This window comes from Thermalbibacter longus (assembly GCF_023806485.1).
Classification (GTDB): Bacteria; Chloroflexota; Chloroflexia; order Thermomicrobiales; family Thermomicrobiaceae; genus Thermalbibacter; species Thermalbibacter longus.
The window spans coordinates 336,189-355,413 of the sequence record NZ_JAMSLR010000004.1; the positions used below are offsets into that span (position 1 = coordinate 336,189).

Genomic DNA, 19,225 nt, shown 5'->3' on the forward strand with positions numbered 1-19,225 from the left:
AGCCGCGCCGGCTAGCTCCGGGCCGCTACTGACCCGCTCGCCCGCTGGGCAGCCACCCGATCGTGGATGAGCCTCAGGCCGATCAACGTCAGATCGGGCTCGTAGCGTTCGATCTCCGGGATTAACGGGGCCATCAACTGGCCGAGCCCGCCGGTGGCGACGACTCGTGGCGGCGATGGCAACTCGGCGCTGATACGACGGATCAGTCCCGAGACCAGGTCGGCGTAGCCGAGGACGGTGCCGGCTTGCAGGCACTCGATCGTGTTCCGCCCGATCGCTCGTCGCGGTGCTTTCAGCTCGACGCCCACTAGACGGGCCGCGCGGCTGACCAGCGCGTCGAGGGCGACCGCCACGCCCGGCGCGATGGCCCCGCCGATGTAACCCCCCTCCGGGCCGACGACGTCGAAGTTGGTACCGGTGCCGAAATCGATCACCACCGACGGCGCGCCGAAGAGTTCGAAAGCCGCGACGGCGTTGCAGATCCGGTCGGCGCCGACTTCGGCCGGGTAGTCGGCCAGGATGGGGAAGCCGAAGTCGAGCGCTCCGTTGACCACTAGCGGCTCGACGCCGAGCCGTGCCCGCGCCATTTCGGCCAGCGCGGTCGTCAGCGGGGGCACGACGCTCGCGAGCGCGATCGCGTTCACCTGGCGCAGGTCGAGGCCCTCGTCAGCGGCGAGCGTCGTCAGCACCGCCCACCACTCGTCCGGCATCCGGTCGCGCACGGTTGCGAGGCGCCAGCGGGCACGGATCTCGTCGCCCGCGAACAGGCCGAAGACGACATTCGTGTTGCCCACATCGATCGCCAGGAGCACAGCGGCCCTCCAGTGTCCGAGGTCATGGGCACAGGCTGGGACTTCCGCTTTACGGCCCGGAACGACACAGCTCTGCCTGCATTGTACTGGAGATTCAGTCCCGCGTGCCGCTGCCACTTTGCCCGCGCTTTGTCGCCGGATGGCCTGAGGTGGTACGCTCGTCGAGCACACCACAACGGCAAGAGTTCTGTGCCGCCGGGAGACGAATCGACTTGCGCTTCACATGCGATCAAGGGTGGAATGGTGGAGAAGGAGAGGGGAACAGGCTCCAGCCAGGCGCCCGTGCCCAGAGTGGCAGCCCAAGACGGGCCTGCGGCATCGCGTGCCGAGCCGATCGAAGGCCTGCGGCAGAATGTGAGCCTGTTGGGCTCGCTGCTCGGTGAGGTGCTGCGGGAGCAGGGGGGTGAGGAGCTCTTTGCGGCTGTAGAGCACCTGCGCAAGGCGACGATCGCGCTGCGGTCGGGCAGCGTCGGCCATCGGGCTGATTTGGCGGATCTCCTGGCCTGGGCCGAGGCACAGCCGACCGAGCGGCTGCTGCAACTGGTACGAGCGTTCAGCGTCTACTTCCACCTGATCAATCTGGCTGAGCAGCACCACCGTATCCGAACGCTGCGTGAGCGCGAGCGGGTCGATCCGCCGCTGCACGAGTCGGTTGAGGCGGCGCTGGCGACACTGCGCGAGCGAGGGGTCGAACCCGCGGCAGTTCAGGCTGCGCTGCAGCGCCTCCAGGTCTACCCGGTCTTCACGGCACACCCATCGGAGACCCGGCGACGCACTCTGCTGCACCACCTCGAGCAGGCAGGGAGGCTAATCGCCGCCCTCGACGATCGCCGGCTCACAGAGCGCGAGCGTAGCCGGCTACTGGAAGAGCTGCGTGCCCGGATCACACTGATCTGGCAGACGGCCGAGGCCAGGGCGGAGCGCCCCAGCGTGCTGGACGAGGTACGCAGCGTGCTCGCGGTCCTCGCCGGCCCGATCTACGAGATGGTGCCCGCGTTCTGGCGCGCACTAGAGACTGCTCTGGCTCGGGGCTACCCGGAGGTCGGCCCGCTCGAGGCTCCCGGCATGCTTCGCTTCGGATCATGGGTGGGTGGTGACCGCGACGGCAACCCGGCGGTGACGCCCGCGGTCACCCGCGCTGCGGTGCAACTGGCGCGTGCCGCGATTCTCCGCCGCTACCAGGATGAGGTGCAGCGTCTGGGGCACGACCTGAGCGTCTCGCAGCGGCTGGTGGGGGCCTCGTCTGAGCTGCTGGAAGCGATCGAGCGAGATCGAGATGCCCTTGGCCTGCAACCGGTGCGGGCCTGGGCCGATGAGCCGTATCGGCGCAAGCTGGGGTTGATCGCCGAGCGCCTGCGCCGCACGGAGCTCGGGCAGCCTGGCGCGTACGGGTCCCCTGAGGAGTTTCTGGCGGACCTGCGCCAGGTGCAGCAGAGCCTGGAAAGGCACCGGGGAGGGCGTATCGCCGCCGGCGGGCTGCGCGACCTGATCCGCCGCGTCGAGCTGTTCGGATTTCACCTCGCTGAATTGGAGGTGCGGCAGCACGCCACTCGGCATACTGAGGCGGTGGCGGAGCTGCTCGGGCTGGCCGGCTTCCCCGGCTACCTGGCGCTCGACGAGAAGAGCCGGCAGCGACTCCTTGTGGAGTGGCTGGCAGCGCCGCCGCTGGCGCTGCCGCGCGAGGCGCTCTCGCCGGAGACGCGTGAGGTGCTCGAGACCTTCGAGACCATCGCCGAGATCCAGCGCTTGCACGGTCTGCGTGCCTGCCAGACCTACGTCATCTCGATGACCCGGGCACCGAGCGACGTGCTCAACGTGCTCTTCCTAGCTCGGGCGTGTGGGCTGGTCGGCTGGGAGGGCGGACGAGGGCGGGCCTGGAGCACGCTCGACATCGTCCCCCTCTTCGAGCAGATCGAGGAGCTGGATCGCTGCGGGGACGTGCTCGCGTGTCTTCTGGCGATCGAGCCCTACCGGGCCGCGCTGGAGGCGCGCGGTGCCCGGCAGCAGGTGATGGTCGGCTACTCTGACAGCAACAAGGACGGCGGCTATCTCGCCTCGAACTGGCGCATCTACCGTGCTCAACAAGCACTGGCCCAGGTCGCCGCGGCCGCTGGGGTGGAGCTCATCATCTTCCACGGTCGCGGTGGGGCGATCGGGCGCGGTGGCGGGCCAATGGGTCGAGCGATCCTGGCACGGCCGCCCGAGGCACGCTTGCTCACGCTGAAGGTCACAGAGCAAGGAGAGGTCGTCTTCTCCCGCTACCTCGATCCCGCGATCGCCGAGCGGCATCTCGAGCAGGTCGTCCACGCACTGCTGCTCTCCGCACTCGAGCGCGATCGGCCCCAGCCACCAGGCGAATGGGTCGAGGTGATGGAGCGGCTAGCTGGGGTATCCCAGCAGGCCTACGAAGAGCTCGTCAAGGGGACGCCGGGATTTCTAGAGCTCTTCACCCAAATCACGCCGTTCCCTGAGCTTGGGACGCTGAACCTGGCCTCGCGCCCGGTGACGCGCTCGTTTGGGCGGGACAGCGGGCTCCGGCTAGAGGACTTGCGTGCCATCCCCTGGGTCTTCAGTTGGACGCAGGCACGAATCAACCTGCCTGGTTGGTTCGGCCTGGGCACGGCACTCGGCGCCGAGATCGAGTGTGGGGGGCTCGACCGGCTGCGCGCGATGTACCACGGATGGCCGTTCTTCGCCGCCGTGCTGGACAATGCGCAGATCAGCCTGGCGACGGCCGACCTCTCGTGCGCGCGCCTGTACGCGACGCTTGCCGGCGATGGGCGGGCCCTGTTCGAGCGGATCGTCTCCGAGTACCACCGGAGCGTGGCTGCGATACTGGAGATCTCCGAGCAGCGCTCCCTGCTCGAACGTGCGACCGTCCTTTCACGGCTCATCAAGCTGCGCAACCCCTACGTCGATGCCCTTCACCTGGCCCACATCGCGCTGCTGCGTCGCTACCGGTCGCTCCCGCCTGAAGGGTCACCCGCTGAGCGTGCCCGCCTGCTCGACGCAATCCATCACAGTATCAACGGCATCGCTGCTGGGCTGCAGGTCACTGGCTGAAATGGCGGCCGGTGCGCAGGATCAGGTTCGCCGCCTGGGCACGCTGGGGACACCTATCGAGCGGGAGCCGGTGAGCGGCGCCTGAGGAGACGGACGGGCTGGACGGTGAACGGAGGCCTAGGGTCGCGGGGCGGCGGAGGTGCTTCGATGGCTTGCCGGATCTCGTCTCGGACGTACGGATCCGTCTCGCGCTCCAGCGCAGCCAGGAGCGCAGGGCGGGCCGCTCCGGGGTCGATCCGGGCCATGGCCCAGGCCGCATGGCCACGAACGAGCGGCAGGTCGTAACGGGTAAGCGTCTCTTCCAGGATCGCGAGGTCGGAGGGCCGCCCGATGTTGCCGAGCGCGACCGCGGCGTTGCGGGCCAGGCCGGAGCGCTTGGCGCGCAGCACGGCCCGGCCGCGATAGACCTCGCGGAACTCCTCCTCGGTCATCCGCAGCAGCCAGTCGAGTGCCGGGAAGCAGTGCTCGATACGTTCGGGTCGAAAGTCGGGGTCGGCCACGGGGCGCGCCGCGACGGTGTACGGGCAGATTTCCTGGCAGAGGTCGCAGCCGAAGACCCAGTTGCCCATGAGCGGACGGAGCTCGCGCGGGATCGGGCCGCGGAGCTCGATGGTCAAGAACGAGATGCAGCGTGGGGTGTGCAGTGTGTAGGGCCCGACCAGCGCGCCCGTAGGGCAGACGTCGATGCAGGCGGTGCAGCGGCCACACCGCGGGCGGAGCGGAGCGTCCGGCTCGATCTCCACGTCGACGACGAGCTCCCCTAACATGACCCACGAGCCATAGCCGGGCACCAGCACCATCGTGTTCTTGCCGTACCAGCCGAGGCCGGCGCGGGCGGCCGCGGCACGGTCAACGATGCGGGCGGTGTCGACCAGGAAGCGAGCTTCGATCGGCCGGCCTAGCTCGGCTTCGAGGAGCGCGTGCAGCCGCTCCATCCTCGCGCGCAGCGTCTTGTGATAGTCGCGTCCCCAGGCATAGCGGGAGATACGACCACGCGGCACATCGTCCTGAGGGGGTTGGATATCGGGCTGCCAGTACGGCACGCCGACGCTGATGATGCTCCTGGCGGTAGGGTGCAGATTGCGCGGATCGGCGGAGAAGCGCGCCCGGTCCTCGGTGAACCAGTCGAGACCGGCCATGTGGCCCTCGCGGATGCGCTCGACGAGCACCCCGGCGGTCTCCGGAAAGGCGTCGGCCGTCGTGACAGCGCTGACGGCCAGGCCGGCCTGGCGGGCGAGTTCCTGGAGCCGATCCCTCGTGAGCGCCTTCATCGTGGGCTCCTTGCCTCCGAGGCCGCGATGAAGGCTTCCACTTCGGGGAGCGTCGGCAAGCCGGCTCGGGCGCCGAGCGCGCGCACGGCCAGCGCGCCCATCGCGTTGGCGAACTGCCCCAGGCGCGCCGGCTCCCAGCGACGCAGCAGCCCGTAGACGATGCCGGCCGCGAAGGCATCACCAGCACCCGTGGTGTCGACCACCGGGACTTCGAAGGCGGGGACGGGAGTGATGTCACGGCGCGTCACAATGACGCATCCCTCAGCTCCCCGGCTAATCGCCGCCAGGCGAGTCACGTGGAGCGGCATGAGCGCCCGCAGACGCTCGATGGCCACGTCTAACTGGTCAGTTCCGGCCAGATAGCACAGCTCGTCGTCGTTGCCGACGATGACGTCATGCTGAAGGGCCAAGCGGAGCCCCTGCTCCGGCTGCAGTTCGGTCAGGTAGACCAGCGGGCCGATCATCTGCGTGCGAGGTGCGACATGCGCCGGCAGGTCAACGAGGAATTGCCGCAGCTTCGGGTCGTCGACATCGACGACGACCAGGTCGTGCTGAAAGAGCTCGTCGATCGGCAGCGGGTCACCGAGCTGGAGCCGGGCACCTTGCTCCCACAGGATGGTGCGGTCGGTTCCGTCCTCGCCGGGAGCGACCAGGATAAAGCAGGCGTCGGTGGGGATGCCCTGTTTGACCCGCACATGGCGGACGTCGCAGCCCTCTGCTGCCAAATCCTGGAGCAGGATCTGCCCCTCGGCGTCGTCGCCGACGGCGGCTGCTAGCGTGACGGAGACACCGAGCCTGCAGAGCGCGGCGCAGAGGTTGCTCGTGGTGCCGCCGGATTGCTCCTCGCGGTGGGTGACGATAGCGTAGGAGCCAGGCCGCGGGCTACGGTCTAGAACCAGGAAGCGGTCCCAGGATGCCAGGCCGATGGCGGCGACGCGATCGGTTCGATTTGACGACCTCGTGGGTTCCATGCCGCCCTGCCATGGCGAGACCAGGCTCACGCGTCAACGACCGGCACCGAGATCCGGCGATGACCCGTTTCGACTGCCGGCACACCTGCCGCCCGCTCCGCGAGGACGAGCTGGATCTCTTCCTTGAGCGCTGGGACGATCTCCTGCTCTTCGACCTTTCGCACAATCTTGCCTTTGCGGAAGATGACGCCCTTGCCGCGGCCGGCAGCGACGCCGACATCCGAGTCGCGGGCCTCTCCCGGTCCGTTGACGACACAGCCCATCACCGCGACCTTGATCGGCTCCTTGATCGTCTTCAGGTACTCGTCGATCTCGTTGGCCAGCTTGAAGAGATCGACCTCGACGCGGCCGCAGGTGGGGCAGGCGACGAGAGTGGCTCCGTGCTGCCGCAGGTCGAGGCTCTTGAGGATCTCGTAGGCGACGTACACCTCCTCGACAGGATCGGTCGCCAGCGACACGCGAATCGTGTCCCCTATCCCCTCAGCGAGCAGTGTGCCGATACCGACCGCCGAGCGGATCGCTCCCGCCTTGGGGGTGCCCGCTTCGGTCACACCGAGATGGAGCGGGTAATCCACCAGACGGGCCATCCGCCGGTATGCCTCGACCATCACCGGAACCTCGAATGCTTTGAGCGAGATGACGATGTCGCCGAAGTCCAGGTCTTCGAGGATTCGCACGTGTCCCAGCGCGGTGCGCACCATGTGCTCCGCAATGAGCTCGGTATGCGTGGCGTTCTGCGCTGCCATCTCGTCGACGAATTCACGGGTCATCGGTGGCAGCGAGCCGAAGTTGACACCGATCCGGATCGGCACGCCCCGCTCTTTCGCCTTGCGTACCACCTCGCGAACATCCTCGGGCTTGCGGATGTTGCCGGGGTTGAGGCGAAGCTTGTGGATCCCTGCGTCCAACGCCTTCAGTGCCAGGGTGTGCTCGAAGTGGATATCCGCCACCAGTGGCACGGGCGAATACGGGACGATCTCCGGTAGCGCTGCCGCCGCCACCCGATCCGGCACGGCGAGCCGGACGATCTCGCAGCCGGCGTCGGCAAGCTCGTGGATCTGTCGAAGCGTCGCCTCGGGATCGCGCGTATCGGCCGTCGTCATCGACTGGACGACGATAGGTGCGTCCCCGCCAATCTGCACATTGCCGACCCAAACCGGTCGAGACTTCCTTCGCTGGTATGCCATCGCGCGCATGTCCTCCCAAACAGGTTACGCCGGAGTAAGTTTGCCCTGACCAGGAACGGCTGTCGAGTCGGGCTACTGTGTTTTCTCACCAGGGTGGTAGAGAAATAGGCGCCGCCTGGCAGGCATCAGCGGATGAGAGGCTCACCGCTGATCAGGCGCCCGATGTCGACGAACGCGATCACGAACATGAAGGTGAGGAGAAGAACGAATCCGATAAGGTGCACCAGCCCTTCCTTCTCCGGCGCAATACGTCGACCGCGGATAGCTTCGATCAAGACGAAGAGCAAGCGGCCGCCGTCGAGCGCCGGGAAGGGGATCAGGTTGAGCACAGCCAGGTTCAAGGAAAGCAGGACGGTCAGGTTGACGAGCGTGATCCAGATCGGCTCCGGGCTGATCGCCAGAATCTCGGACGTGAGCTGTCCCATGCCGATTGGCCCGGCAATGCCGCTGAGCGAGGCCTCGCCGCGCAGGAGCATCCCGAGCGCTTGGAACATCATGAGCAGCGTGGCGAAGGTCTGCTCGACACCGCGGAGCGGTACTTCCCACCACGGTACCGGCCGCGAGAAGATGTCTTGCCGGATGAGCAACCCGGCGTGGATCTGGCTCTCGGCCGGAACCTCGGCCGGTACCGCCATCTCCACAGTCATCTCCTGGCCATCGCGCACGATAGTTACCGGCACAGTCGTTCCGGCATAGTGCTCGAGCGCGAGCCAGTAGATCGCCGCGTCCTCGATCTGATAGTCGCCGACCCGGCGCAGCTCGTCCCCTGGCTCGAGACCGGCTGCCTGGGCGGGCGAGAGGGCCTCGACCTCCGCTACGCTGATCCGGGCTCGGGCCGCCTCGGTGACCCTGATCCCGGTGCGTCCCTGCCCCGGCGGCGGATCCCTTCGTGGCACGACCACCGTCTCGATCGTTTGCCCCGCTCGGAGCAAGGTAACCGGCATCGGGCGGCCGGCGTGCTGGTCGGTGATTTCGAGCAGTTGCTCCACCGATTCGACCTGCCGGCCAGCGACTTCGACGAACCGGTCGCCAGGCTGCCAGCCAGCTTCGGCGGCAGGTGAGTCGGGAGCGACTTCGGCGACATAGACCCGCAGCTCCGGCTTGCCCTGGGCTGCCACTAGGACCATCATCAGCACCATCGCGAGCAGGAGATTCATGAACGCGCCGGCGGCGAAGAATACGGCACGTTGGGGACGAGATTTCGTCTGCAGGCTCCCAGGCTCGAGGCTACGGCTATCCTCGCCGACAACGCGCACGAAGCCGCCGATCGGGATCAAATTGATCGAGTAGAGAACATCCCCCCGCCTGATACCGATGACTCGCGGCGGCAGGCCGATGCCGAACTCGAGAACCTTGATTCCGAACAAACGGGCGGCTAGGAAGTGGCCCAGCTCATGTACCAGGATGAGGATGGCCAGGATCGGGATAATGTAGAGCGCGGTTGCTGTCACCGGTTCGCCTCGAAGTCCTCCTTGTTCGCCACCGGCCTCGGCAGCGGTTCCCTAACTGTAGCGAGCTGGTTAAGACACGTCAATGTCGACAGTACAATTCGGTGGCTCTTGCCACTAGCTGGGGCATGCCGGACAATAACTCCCGGTGTGCCGAGTGAGGCGTATGGACAGCCTCCCGGGTTCCGATTATTATGTGCGTGTCGTACGATAGAGGAGTGACCGGCATGATTGTCGGAGTGCCGAAAGAGGTCAAGGACGCAGAGAACCGCGTGTCCACCACGCCGCATGGCGTTCGAGAGTACGTGCGGCACGGGCACCAGGTGCTCGTCGAATCGGGGGCGGGCGCGGGCAGCGGCTTCACGGATGACGAGTACCGCGCCGCCGGGGCGACTATTGTTGAATCAGCCGCGGATGTATGGTCGCAGGCCGATATGGTCGTAAAAGTGAAGGAGCCGATCGAGCCTGAGTACCCTCTGCTGCGACCCGGCTTGATCCTGTACACCTATCTGCATCTGGCAGCGGATGAAACGTTGACCCGCATCCTGATGGAGAAGGAGGTGACTGCGATCGCCTATGAGACGGTGCAGCTCGCCGACGGTTCCTTGCCGCTGCTGGCTCCGATGAGCGAAGTCGCCGGCCGGCTGGCGGTCCAGGTCGGGGCCTTCTATTTGATGAGATCCAACGGTGGGCGCGGTGTCTTGCTCGGTGGTGTCGCCGGCGTGCTACCGGCGAACGTGGCCGTGCTGGGTGGTGGAATCGTCGGAACGAACGCGGCTCAGATGGCGCTCGGACTGGGAGCGAACGTGACACTGCTCGACATCAATGTGGATCGCTTGCGCTATCTCGATCACGTGCTCCATGGTCGCTTCCACACCTTGATGTCGAATCAACAGAACATCGCTGATGTCGTTTGCCAGGCGGATCTGGTGATCGGCGGGGTACTGATTCCGGGTGCCCGTGCACCGAAGCTGGTGACGCGCCAGATGGTCGCAGCGATGCGGCCGGGGGCGGTGGTGGTAGACGTCTCGATCGACCAGGGGGGGTGTATCGAGACCGCCCGTCCGACGACGCACAGTGACCCGGTCTATGCAGAGCACGGAGTGATCCACTACTGCGTCACCAATATGCCGGGCGCGGTGCCGCGTACGAGCACCTTCGCGCTGAGCAACGCGACGCTGCCCTACGGGCTGAAGCTGGCGGATCTGGGCTTCGTTGAGGCAGTCCGTCGTGATCCGGCGCTTGCCAAGGGGGTCAACGTTTTCCGTGGCCAGATCACGCACCCGTCGGTCGCCGAGGCATTTGGTATTTCGTACGCACCGCTTGACGAAATGCTCTAGAATGTGGGAAGATCGAGAGTCTGGGCAGTGGCTTGGTCTGCTGCATGATCGTAATAGTTCGCATGTTCGGAACCGGTTGTGGCTATTTTGGGTGAGGCGAGGTTGCCCGATGATCGATTTTGCTCAGGAGAAGGAAGGGTGCGGTCGACCGTAGGGGGGTAGCTGGAGGGGACGGATGCGAGAGCACATCGACACATTCCTGGTCTCGGTCGGTAAGGAGCGTGGCCTGTCTGCCAACACGGTTGCTGCCTACCGCAACGACCTCGAGCAGTTCGCTACGTTCCTCGGAAGCGCGTACGGCCTGGGTTCCTGGGCTGACCTCTCGCCAGCGGAGCTGGGCGACTTCATTGCTTACCTGCGCCAGCGGCAGTATGCCGAGACGACAGTCGCCCGCAAGCTGGCAGCGGTGAAGTCTTTCTGCCAGTTCCTCAAGGAGCAGGGCATTCTGGCGATCAACCCGGCTGATCGGCTGCCGTCGCCGAAGGTCGGGCGCTTTACCCCGCGAGCCATCACCCCTGAGGAAGTCACGGCGCTGATCACCGCGGCTTCCAGCGATCCCTCGCCAGAGGGGTTGCGCGATCGGGCGATGCTCGTTACGCTCTACGCGACAGGGATGCGGGTCAGCGAGCTGACCGCGCTCGATGTCAAAGATGTGGATCTGGAGCGGGGACTGGTCCGCGTAAACCGGAACCCGGAGCGACCGCGGTGGGTTCCACTCAACCCGGAGGCCATCGCGACCTTGCAGGAGTATCTGCAGACAGGTCGACCGCTTCTCGTGCAGCGGCCGGATGAGCCGGCGCTCTTCCTGAATCACCGCGGTAGCCGCTTGACGCGGCAGGGATTCTGGCTGATCCTCAAGCAGTACGCGGATCAGGCCGGTGTCCCAGAGGTAACGCCGCACACGCTGCGCCACTCCTTCGCGCTGCACGCGCTCAGCCAGGGATGCGAACTGCGCGAGCTACAGCGTATCCTCGGGCACGTCAGCCCGGCGACGACGCTGGTGTACCAGCAGTTGCTCCAGCAAGCAGCCACCAGCCCAGATGGTCACCTGTCGACCGGTTCCGCCTCGACCTACACCGAGGCGGTATCACAGGGCGTGACTGTCGTCCCTCACGAGTAGCTCGACACCTGTATCATCTTGCTGAGAGCGTCTGTTCCGCCCCTCGTGCCGGACGCCGAGGGGCGGAACGGTGATGCGAACGAACGCGCGCGACGGGAGAGCGCCTCGATGAATGCAGGTCAGCCGGCAACCGTGAGTCTCGATACGATCGCCTCACTGGCGAAGCGCCGTGGGTTCGTCTTTCCTGGTAGCGAGATCTACGGAGGATTGGCGAACACCTGGGATTTCGGCCCGCTCGGCGCCGAGGTGAAGCGCAACATCAAGAATGCCTGGTGGGAGTTCTTCATCCAGCGCCGGGACGATATGGTAGGCCTGGACGGCGGCATTCTGCTGCATCCGCGCGTGTGGGAGGCGTCGGGGCACGTCGAGGAATTCCACGATCCCCTGGTGGACTGTCGCAACTGCAAGAGCCGCTTCCGTGCCGATACCCTCCTCGAGGAGCGGTTGAAGATCTCGGTCGAAGGCCTGTCGCTGGAGGACATGAGCCGGGCGATTCAGGAGCACCAACTTGCCTGCCCGGTCTGTGGCAGGCGTGACTGGACACCAGTACGACAGTTCAACCTGATGTTTCGCACCTTCATCGGCCCGGTGGAGGAACAGAGCACCCGGGTCTACCTGAGGCCCGAGACGGCTCAGGCGATCTTCGTCGACTTCAAGCAGGTTCTGCAGACGAGCCGGGTGAAGATCCCGTTCGGGGTAGGGCAGATCGGGAAGGCGTTCCGGAACGAGATCACGCCGGGGAATTTCATCTTCCGGCTGCTCGAGTTCGAGCAGATGGAGATCGAGTACTTCATCCGGCCGGAATCCTGGCCCGAGACGTTCGAGCACTGGCTCGCTGAGATGGCCAGCTTCCTCAACTGGATCGGTCTCGGGGCCGACCGGATTCGCATGCGGGAGCATGGTCCTGAGGAGCTGTCGCACTATTCCAGAAGAACGGTCGATTTCGAATACTCCTTCCCCTTCGGTTGGAAGGAGCTGTGCGGGCTTGCCTACCGCACCGACTACGACCTGCGTCGGCACCAGGAGTTCAGCGGGGAGGATCTGACTTACTTCGACCAGGAGCGCAACGAGCGCTTCATCCCGCATGTGGTCGAGCCGACCATGGGCGTGGAGCGGCTCTTTCTGGCCCTTCTCGTCGATGCCTACCACGAGGAACCTGCAGTCGACGTGAACGGCAAGCCGTATACGCGGGTCGTGCTTCGCTTTCATCCGCGGATTGCGCCCTACAAGGCGGCGGTGCTACCGCTCATGCGCAAGCCGGAGCTGGTGGAGCGCGCGCGCGATGTGGCAGCCATGCTCCGCCAGCACTTCATGGTCGACTACGATGAGACGCAGAGCATCGGCCGTCGCTACCGGCGTCAAGACGAGATCGGTACGCCGTACTGCATTACCATCGACTACGAAACGCTCGAGGATCGTGCCGTCACGATTCGTGACCGGGATACCATGGAGCAGGTTCGGGTCCCGATAAGCCGGTTGGTCGAGGAACTGGGCCAGCGCCTGGCGGCTTCCTGAAGGCACCGGGCCGGGGATCCTGCTTGCCATTGGGTGCAGGCAGGTTACACGTCGGCTTGGTCTCCGACCAGCCGGCGGTAGAGAGCATCGAGCTCCTCGTCAGAGAAGTAGTGGATGACGAGCCGGCCACCGTGCCTGCCTGGACGCAGTTCGACCCGGGTGCCGAGCGCGCGCTGGAGGTCTTCCTCCAGGCGCTGCACCTCGCCTGGCGGGGGGCGGCGCGGCGGTCGACGAGATGGCGCGCGCTGCCAGCGGCGAACCAGTTCTTCCGTCTGGCGGACGGTCAATCCTTGCTGGATCACGATTGCGAGCGCGGCGAGCTGGTCGGCTGCTTGACTGAGCCCAAGCAGTGCGCGGGCGTGGCCCTCAGTAATCTGCCCGGCCGAGAGCGCTTCTTGTACCGGTGCAGGAGCCTGGAGTAGACGGAGGGTGTTGGCGACGGCTGCGCGGCTCTTGCCGACGCGCTGCGCGATTTCGGCCTGTGTCAATCCGAACTCCTCGATGAGCTCGTGGTAGGCCTGGGCCTCTTCGATCGGGGTAAGGTCAGCGCGCTGCACGTTCTCGATCAGAGCGAGCTCGAGGGTATCACGCGGGCTAGCGTCCCGTACGATAGCCGGGATAGTCCGTAGCCCAGCGAGCCGCGCGGCGCGCCAGCGCCGCTCGCCGGCGACGAGCTGGTAGGGGACCTCACCGCTGGACCGGGCCACGACGACAGGCTGAATGACTCCGTGCGCGCGGATAGAGTCGGCGAGTTCGGCCAACCCCTGCTCGTCGATCCGCTGGCGGGGTTGGCGGGGATTCGGGCCGATGGAGTCGATATCGATCTCCTGAATGCCGTTCGAGCTGGCCGGCCCCTGGATCAGCGCATCGAGTCCTCGGCCTAGTCCACCTCGTCGCTGTGCCATAGCGATCTGCCTGCCTCACCCAGTGGTCCACGCCCAGCCTGAGTCTAGCACGAGCGAGCCGGCTCAACGGCTATACTCCGACGCGTGCCGGCCAACCCGGCTGCCAAAGTAGATGAGGACACGGCGATGTACTGGATCGCGCAGCTCGTCGGGATCGCGCTGATCAGCGCAGTGCTCAGTGCCTGGGCTCGTGGGGCACGAACCGATCGTCTGCTTCGGTTGCTGCTCCTGGCGCTGCTCTGGACGATCGCGCTGGGGCTCGTCGTGGCTGGGTTGGGGATCATGGTTGCTGGCGCGCGATTGCCGCTCGTCCTCGCTCAAGGGGCGGGCTATACCCTCACGATGACCGGCGTCGCGATGTTGCTTGCGCTGGTGGCGCCGGTGCGCCGGCTACTCGCGCGGTTTCTCCCTTTCGATGCGGAGTCGGTTCCCGACCAGGTCGGCCTCGCGGTCTTGCTGGCGCTGATCGCCGGGAACCTGGCGGGATTGATCTGGCTCGCGAGCGATCTGCGCGTGGCACCGGTGTCGGTGGTTCAACTCGTGGGACAGTCGGTCACGCTCGTCGCTGTTGCCGCGCTCGCGGTCGGATTGGGGATCGAGCGAACCTGGGGATCGACGGCCCGCCGGTTAGGGTTCACTCGCCTCACGTGGGTGCAGGCCGGGACCGCGCTCGGCTTCACGGTGGCGCTGTTCGTCATTGCCGGCGCGGCGGGGGCGCTCACGCAGTGGTTACAGCCGGAGCTTGCTCGAGAGATCGAAGATCGGCTCGTGCAGATGACGCAGGATGTCTCTTCGGTGAGCGGAGCGCTTGCCGTGAGCATTGCGGCCGGGGTCGGGGAGGAGACGCTGTTCAGGGGCGCCATTCAACCGCGCTACGGTATCCTCTTGACATCGGCGCTCTTCACCCTGGTGCACGTTCAGTACGGTCTCTCGATCATCACGGCGGGGGTCTTCGCCATCAGCTTGCTGCTCGGGCTCGAGCGCCGCTACCTGGGGACGACTGCCTGCATTCTGACGCACGCCACCTACAACGCCGTGGCGATTCTGCTCCAGAATCTCGCTCCCTAACGGGCTGGGCGAGCGCGGCGTGAGGGGTTTTGGACGCTGCGCAATAGGCCGGTTCGCTGGAGGCGGACGGAGAACTCGGGATTAGGGCGTAGGCGTCTCGGTTGCCTCCAGCGGGATGGCGCCGTCCTCTGACCCGCTGGTGGTATCTGAGAGCTTCTCGGTTGCCGGAAACTGCTCCCAGGTCCCGCTCTCGAGCAGCATGTAGACGAAGCCACGATCGCTCAGCAGCAGGATACCGTGCTCGAACTCCTGAATCCGCGCGCCCTCTGCCATCAGGTGCGCCTCGGGTTCGATTGCGTAGCCCAGTGTCTGCTGAAGTGCCTGATCACGCCAGGCTGCGCCGAAGTAGCCCCCTGGGGACCAGAGGTTCGGCTCGACCTGCTGGGCGGTTGGCCAGGTGTCGGGCGTCCACGTATCGGGCACCGGGAACCACGTGCCATCGGCGACCAGAACGTAGATCGTGGCAGTATCGAACCGCTCGATCATCAGGCCCCGCTGGAAGTCCATCTCGGTAGCGCTCACGGTGTAGGCATGGCCAAGCGGCTGCCCGAGCTTCTGCTGAACCGGCTCGCTGCCCCAGTAGACCTGGCCGAAGGCGCCGGTGACCGGGATCGGCTCTGGCGTCACCGGCACTGGCGTGGCGGTGAGCTCCGGCGTCGGGGTCGCTTCGGGCACCGGAGTGGCCTGAGGCGTCGGAGTCGGCTCAGGCGCTGGGGTCGGTTCTGGCGTCGACGTTGGTTCCGGCGTCGGGGTCGCTGCTGGCGTGGGGCTCGGTGCCGGCGGTGGCGGAGGCGTGGTAGCGGTCGCGGTCGAAGCGACAGGCTGCTGTGTCGGCTGCCGGGTTTGGGGCGGTGTGCTTAGGGCTGGGGCAGACGTCGGCGTCGGCGCCGGCGGCGGTGTTGGCTCCACCTGAGCTTGCGCGGGGCTCGGGGTCGGCGATGGTGGGGCTGGCGTCTCCGTGGGGACCGGTGGCGGAGTCGGAGTGTTGTGGCCAGCGATCACACTCGTCGTGTGGAAGCGCAGCACCCAGTCCTGGCCGAGCGGGTGTCCCCACTGGTCCTGGGCACTAGCCAGAATCGCTACCGTGTACACGGTGTCGGGGAGGAGCGAGACTTGCTGCGTCTCGTCCGCTCCGATGATCAAGGTCGTTCCGCGCCAGCTAATCGGAAGTCGATCGCGCTCGGCGGCCGGCGCGATGCGCAGATTCTCGATGACCGACTGGTGATCCATCGGCTTGTTGAAGGTGATCTCGATAGGCTGGTAGATCGGCCAGAGTTGACCGTCTCTCGGTGAAGAGCCTGCGACGGCTGGCGGGAGGGCGCGCTGGTAGCCGAGGCTGAGCAGGAGCGCGAGGATCACGAGCACGGCGACACTGAGCGCTGCGGTACTGAAGCTCAGCCGGGGACGAAGATTCCAGAAGGGACGCCTTCCGGTCTCCGCTCGGGGGCGCTCGATGGTCTCGTGCCAAACTTGCTGGCGGAGCTGTGGGGGCGGCTCAGCCGGCGGCAGATAGCGTAGTCCGTCGCGGAGTTGTCGATATTCTTCGAGCAGGTTCCGACAATGCGAACACTCTGCGAGATGCTGTTGGAGCTGTGCCTCCTCGGTTGGGGTCAGCTCCCCGTCCATGTAGGCCGAGATCAGTGGCCTCATGGACTCGCACTCGCGGGACTTCATGGTGGTGCCGTTTCCTCCACCGCTCGATAGATACGCCGGAACTCTTCCCGTGCTCGAAAGAGTACCGACTTCACCGCCGACCGCGACAGGCCCATTATCTGCCCGATCTCCTCACAGGACAGCCCTTCGTATTCCCGAAGGATGAGGGCGAGCCGGTGCCGCGGGTTCATCTGGGTCAGCACTCGCTGAACCAGCTCTTGCGTCTCAGTGCGGATCGCCTCGCGTTCCGGATCTTCCAGATGCCCGTTGAGATGGAGATCCGGTTGCCCTTGCCCCTCCCATGGTAGCCAGCGAATGCGCTTTCGCCGGCGCAGAACATCGAGACACGCGTTCGCGGCAATCCGATGCAGCCAGGCTGAGACATTCAGATCGTCCGACGTCTGGGGCAAAGCCCGGTAAGCTCGAATAAAGCACTCTTGTGTCAGGTCGCTCGCGTCCTCGGCATTTCCCATCATGCGATAGATGAACTGGTAGATCGGCCGTTCATAGCGGAGAAAGATCGCCTCGAACGCGGCTTGGTCGCCCTCCTTTGCGCGATTCACCCAGCCGATCTCTTCGGCGGCGGACAAGGCGGCCGAGCCGTCCATGCCACGTCCTCCACTTTCCTTAAACGTGCAACGATGTCAATGGTTCTGCGGTTCTATGCAGCGTCGTCTCGCTTCAGCATCAGCCTACTCGATCGAACCGGAGTTGTCAATAGATCACTGTACGTACGCCCCAGTTCGGCTTTCCGATGGACTCGCTGGCCGCCCGAACGAGGGTGCTAGAATCGGGAGAGACGCCGATCGTCGATGGAGGCGGCGGCCACGCTCGCATTCCGGAGGTGAAGACATGGCGCACCCGTTTCTCGAGCGGCTGTCCCGCGGCCCGATTCTCTGCGATGGTGCGATGGGGACACAACTGTACGAGCGTGGCGTTCCGCTGGACGCATGTTTCGATGAAGTCAACCTGTCCAACCCCAGCCTGGTGGTCGAGATTCATCGCGACTATATCCTGGCCGGTGCTGAGATCATCGAGACGAATAGCTTCGGCGCCAACCGATTCAAGCTCGAGCCACACGGATTTTCTCACCTGGTGCGACAAATTAACCGGCAGGCAGCGCGCAACGCCCGCGAGGCGCGAGAGATTACTGGCCAGCCGGTGCTCATCGCCGGTTCAATCGGCCCAACCGGACGCACATTGGCCCCGATCGGAACGACGCCTCCGGAGGTGGTGCGCGACGCATACCGCGAGCAGATCAGCGCGCTGCTGGAAGGCGGCGTCGACCTGTTGATTATCGAGACCATCTTCCAACTCGAAGAGATGCGCCAGGCCGTCTTGGCTGCCTGGGATGTGTGTGACTTGCCGATCGTTGCCCAGATGACCTTCGCCTCGGACGGCCGGACTATCCATGGGCATACGCCGGAGGAGGTCATTCACACCCTGATGGAGCTGGGAGTGACCGTTGCCGGGGTCAACTGCAGTGTCGGGCCGCGGCCGACACTCGAAGTGCTCAAGCACATGCTCAGCGAATCCGGCGGCGCGATTCCGCTCGCTGGTCAGCCGAACGCAGGTTGGCCCCGGCATCTCGGCAACCGGGTCATCTTCACCGCCTCCCCCGACTACTTCGCCGACTACGCGCGCGAAGCCATCACGCTGGGCGTCAGCGTCGTCGGTGGCTGTTGCGGCACCACGCCGGCCCATATCCAGGCGATGCGCAAGGCGCTCGATGTACTGGAGATTCCAGATATCCGGCGCCCTGCCGTGATCGAGGTTCGGACGCGCCGGCCGCGTGAATTGCTTGCAGCGGAAGGGCCAACCAGGCTGGCCCAGAAGCTAGGGAAGGAGTTCGTCGTCAGCGTCGAGATCGATCCCCCGAAGGGCCTGAATCCCCACAAGGCGCTGGCTGGTGCCCAGCTCCTCAAGGGAGCCGGCGTCGAGTTCATAAACGTGGCTGACAGCCCGATGGCACGCGTGCGAATGAGCGCGCTCGCTCTCTGCGCGTTGATTCAACAGCACGTCGAGGTCGAGACGATCCTTCACTTCACCACCCGTGATCGGAACCTCATGGGTTTGCAGTCGGATCTCATCGGCGCGCATGCGCTCGGTGTGCGCAACATTATCGCGCTTACTGGCGACCCGCCGACGCTGGGGAACTATCCCCAGGCTACGGCGGTCTACGACGTGGACTCGATTGGCCTCGTCAAGATCATCAAGCAGTTCAACCAGGGGATGGATGTAGGTGGAGCCTCGATTGGCCAGATGGCCAGCTTCACTGTGGCGGTGGCCTGCGATCCGACACGGCCCAACCTGGACGAGGAGATCGAGCGGCTGCACCGGAAGATCGAAGCCGGTGCCGATCTCGTGATGACTCAACCAGTGTTCGCGCTGAGCGTTTGGACTGACTTCCTGCGCCGCTACGAAGAGCGGTACGGCCCAATCCCAGTTCCGGTGCTGCTCGGCATCTTGCCCCTTCAGAGTCACCGGCACGCTGAATTCCTGCACAACGAGGTGCCAGGCATCACGCTGACCGAGGAGGCCCGCGAGCGCATGCGCCTGGCCGGCCCGGAGGGGCGGCGAGAAGGGGTGCGGATGGCGCAGGAATTGCTGCTCGAGGCGCGCGAGGCCGTTCACGGGATATACATCATGCCCTCCTTCGGGCGCTACGAAGTTGCGGCCGAGGTTCTGGAGATCCTGCCGGATCGCCGGCTCCTGGCGGCAGTGCCGGGAGGGCAGCCCTCGTGAGCGTAGCGGAGCGCTGAACTTTAGGCCCGGTGCATCGTGAAGAGGTCGTTCTGCTATACTGCTAGGGTGTTTGCGCCTGCGTACCGGCAGGCCGGGGTCAGTCGCGAGCGAGAGCGTGGAGTGGGGA

The 19,225-nt window shown here is 65.6% G+C and carries 14 protein-coding genes; 6 read left to right on the plus strand and 8 right to left on the minus strand.

The features are described 5' to 3' along the window. Positions 1-11: 11 nt before the first annotated feature. Positions 12-812 (minus strand): type III pantothenate kinase, encoded by an 801-nt coding sequence (locus NET02_RS08260; RefSeq protein ID WP_284056917.1) that lies wholly within the window; start codon positions 810-812, stop codon positions 12-14. A gap of 291 nt (positions 813-1,103) precedes the next feature. Between NET02_RS08260 and ppc the strand changes: the two genes are divergently transcribed. After that, positions 1,104-3,875, plus strand: a complete 2,772-nt coding sequence (ppc, locus tag NET02_RS08265) for a phosphoenolpyruvate carboxylase (RefSeq protein WP_284056918.1) — start codon at positions 1,104-1,106, stop codon at positions 3,873-3,875. Between the two features lie 53 nt (positions 3,876-3,928). Here ppc and queG read toward each other — a convergent pair whose 3' ends face one another. The 4 genes from queG to rseP all read right to left on the minus strand — a co-directional run bounded on the left by queG (position 3,929) and on the right by rseP (position 8,755). Further along, positions 3,929-5,146 carry a tRNA epoxyqueuosine(34) reductase QueG gene (gene queG / locus NET02_RS08270; protein WP_284056919.1) on the minus strand — a complete coding sequence of 406 codons (1,218 nt, stop codon included), beginning with the start codon at positions 5,144-5,146 and terminating at the stop codon, positions 3,929-3,931. Further along, positions 5,143-6,117 carry a carbohydrate kinase family protein gene (locus NET02_RS08275; protein WP_284056920.1) on the minus strand — a complete coding sequence of 325 codons (975 nt, stop codon included), beginning with the start codon at positions 6,115-6,117 and terminating at the stop codon, positions 5,143-5,145. The genes queG and NET02_RS08275 overlap by 4 nt, the downstream gene beginning before the upstream one ends. A 26-nt stretch (positions 6,118-6,143) precedes the next feature. After that, positions 6,144-7,304: a flavodoxin-dependent (E)-4-hydroxy-3-methylbut-2-enyl-diphosphate synthase gene (gene ispG / locus NET02_RS08280; RefSeq protein ID WP_284056921.1), complete on the minus strand. Its 1,161-nt coding sequence runs from the start codon at positions 7,302-7,304 to the stop codon at positions 6,144-6,146. Between the two features lie 125 nt (positions 7,305-7,429). After that, entirely contained in the window at positions 7,430-8,755 is a 1,326-nt protein-coding gene (gene rseP, locus NET02_RS08285) for an RIP metalloprotease RseP (RefSeq protein WP_284056922.1), read from the minus strand. A 224-nt stretch (positions 8,756-8,979) separates the two neighbouring features. On the opposite strand from rseP, the gene ald reads away from it, so the two are divergent. The 3 genes from ald to NET02_RS08300 all read left to right on the plus strand — a co-directional run bounded on the left by ald (position 8,980) and on the right by NET02_RS08300 (position 12,727). Further along, positions 8,980-10,092, plus strand: a complete 1,113-nt coding sequence (gene ald, locus NET02_RS08290; protein ID WP_284056923.1) for an alanine dehydrogenase — start codon at positions 8,980-8,982, stop codon at positions 10,090-10,092. Positions 10,093-10,267: 175 nt separating this feature from the next. Further along, entirely contained in the window at positions 10,268-11,212 is a 945-nt protein-coding gene (locus NET02_RS08295; protein ID WP_284056924.1) for a tyrosine-type recombinase/integrase, read from the plus strand. Positions 11,213-11,320: 108 nt separating this feature from the next. Continuing rightward, positions 11,321-12,727, plus strand: coding sequence for a glycine--tRNA ligase (locus NET02_RS08300; RefSeq protein ID WP_284056925.1), 1,407 nt, complete (start codon positions 11,321-11,323; stop codon positions 12,725-12,727). Positions 12,728-12,771: 44 nt separating this feature from the next. On the opposite strand, the gene NET02_RS08305 is transcribed toward NET02_RS08300, so the two are convergent. Further along, positions 12,772-13,632, minus strand: coding sequence for a ParB/RepB/Spo0J family partition protein (locus NET02_RS08305; protein WP_284056926.1), 861 nt, complete (start codon positions 13,630-13,632; stop codon positions 12,772-12,774). 126 nt (positions 13,633-13,758) lie between these two features. Here NET02_RS08305 and NET02_RS08310 point away from each other — a divergent pair, with 126 nt between their 5' ends. Further along, on the plus strand, positions 13,759-14,700 hold the full coding sequence (locus tag NET02_RS08310) for a CPBP family intramembrane glutamic endopeptidase (protein WP_284056927.1): 942 nt from the start codon (positions 13,759-13,761) through the stop codon (positions 14,698-14,700). A gap of 81 nt (positions 14,701-14,781) precedes the next feature. Here NET02_RS08310 and NET02_RS08315 read toward each other — a convergent pair whose 3' ends face one another. Together NET02_RS08315 and NET02_RS08320 are read right to left on the minus strand one after the other, a co-directional pair. Beyond that, complete coding sequence (locus NET02_RS08315) at positions 14,782-16,350, minus strand: zf-HC2 domain-containing protein (RefSeq protein WP_284056928.1); 1,569 nt, start codon at positions 16,348-16,350, stop codon at positions 14,782-14,784. A gap of 20 nt (positions 16,351-16,370) precedes the next feature. Next, positions 16,371-16,961: an RNA polymerase sigma factor gene (locus NET02_RS08320; protein WP_284056929.1), complete on the minus strand. Its 591-nt coding sequence runs from the start codon at positions 16,959-16,961 to the stop codon at positions 16,371-16,373. Between the two features lie 244 nt (positions 16,962-17,205). On the opposite strand from NET02_RS08320, the gene NET02_RS08325 reads away from it, so the two are divergent. Further along, positions 17,206-19,098 carry a bifunctional homocysteine S-methyltransferase/methylenetetrahydrofolate reductase gene (locus NET02_RS08325; RefSeq protein ID WP_284056930.1) on the plus strand — a complete coding sequence of 631 codons (1,893 nt, stop codon included), beginning with the start codon at positions 17,206-17,208 and terminating at the stop codon, positions 19,096-19,098. Positions 19,099-19,225 lie beyond the last annotated feature (127 nt).

Coding starts and splice junctions, on each gene's coding strand:
- queG (WP_284056919.1), bottom strand. CDS start 5,146: ATGAAGGCGCTCACGAGGGATCGGCTCCAGGAACTCGCCCGCCAGGCC.
- NET02_RS08275 (WP_284056920.1), bottom strand. CDS start 6,117: ATGGAACCCACGAGGTCGTCAAATCGAACCGATCGCGTCGCCGCCATC.
- ispG (WP_284056921.1), bottom strand. CDS start 7,304: ATGGCATACCAGCGAAGGAAGTCTCGACCGGTTTGGGTCGGCAATGTG.
- ald (WP_284056923.1), top strand. CDS start 8,980: ATGATTGTCGGAGTGCCGAAAGAGGTCAAGGACGCAGAGAACCGCGTG.
- NET02_RS08295 (WP_284056924.1), top strand. CDS start 10,268: ATGCGAGAGCACATCGACACATTCCTGGTCTCGGTCGGTAAGGAGCGT.
- NET02_RS08300 (WP_284056925.1), top strand. CDS start 11,321: ATGAATGCAGGTCAGCCGGCAACCGTGAGTCTCGATACGATCGCCTCA.
- NET02_RS08305 (WP_284056926.1), bottom strand. CDS start 13,632: ATGGCACAGCGACGAGGTGGACTAGGCCGAGGACTCGATGCGCTGATC.
- NET02_RS08310 (WP_284056927.1), top strand. CDS start 13,759: ATGTACTGGATCGCGCAGCTCGTCGGGATCGCGCTGATCAGCGCAGTG.
- NET02_RS08315 (WP_284056928.1), bottom strand. CDS start 16,350: ATGAGGCCACTGATCTCGGCCTACATGGACGGGGAGCTGACCCCAACC.
- NET02_RS08320 (WP_284056929.1), bottom strand. CDS start 16,961: ATGGACGGCTCGGCCGCCTTGTCCGCCGCCGAAGAGATCGGCTGGGTG.
- NET02_RS08325 (WP_284056930.1), top strand. CDS start 17,206: ATGGCGCACCCGTTTCTCGAGCGGCTGTCCCGCGGCCCGATTCTCTGC.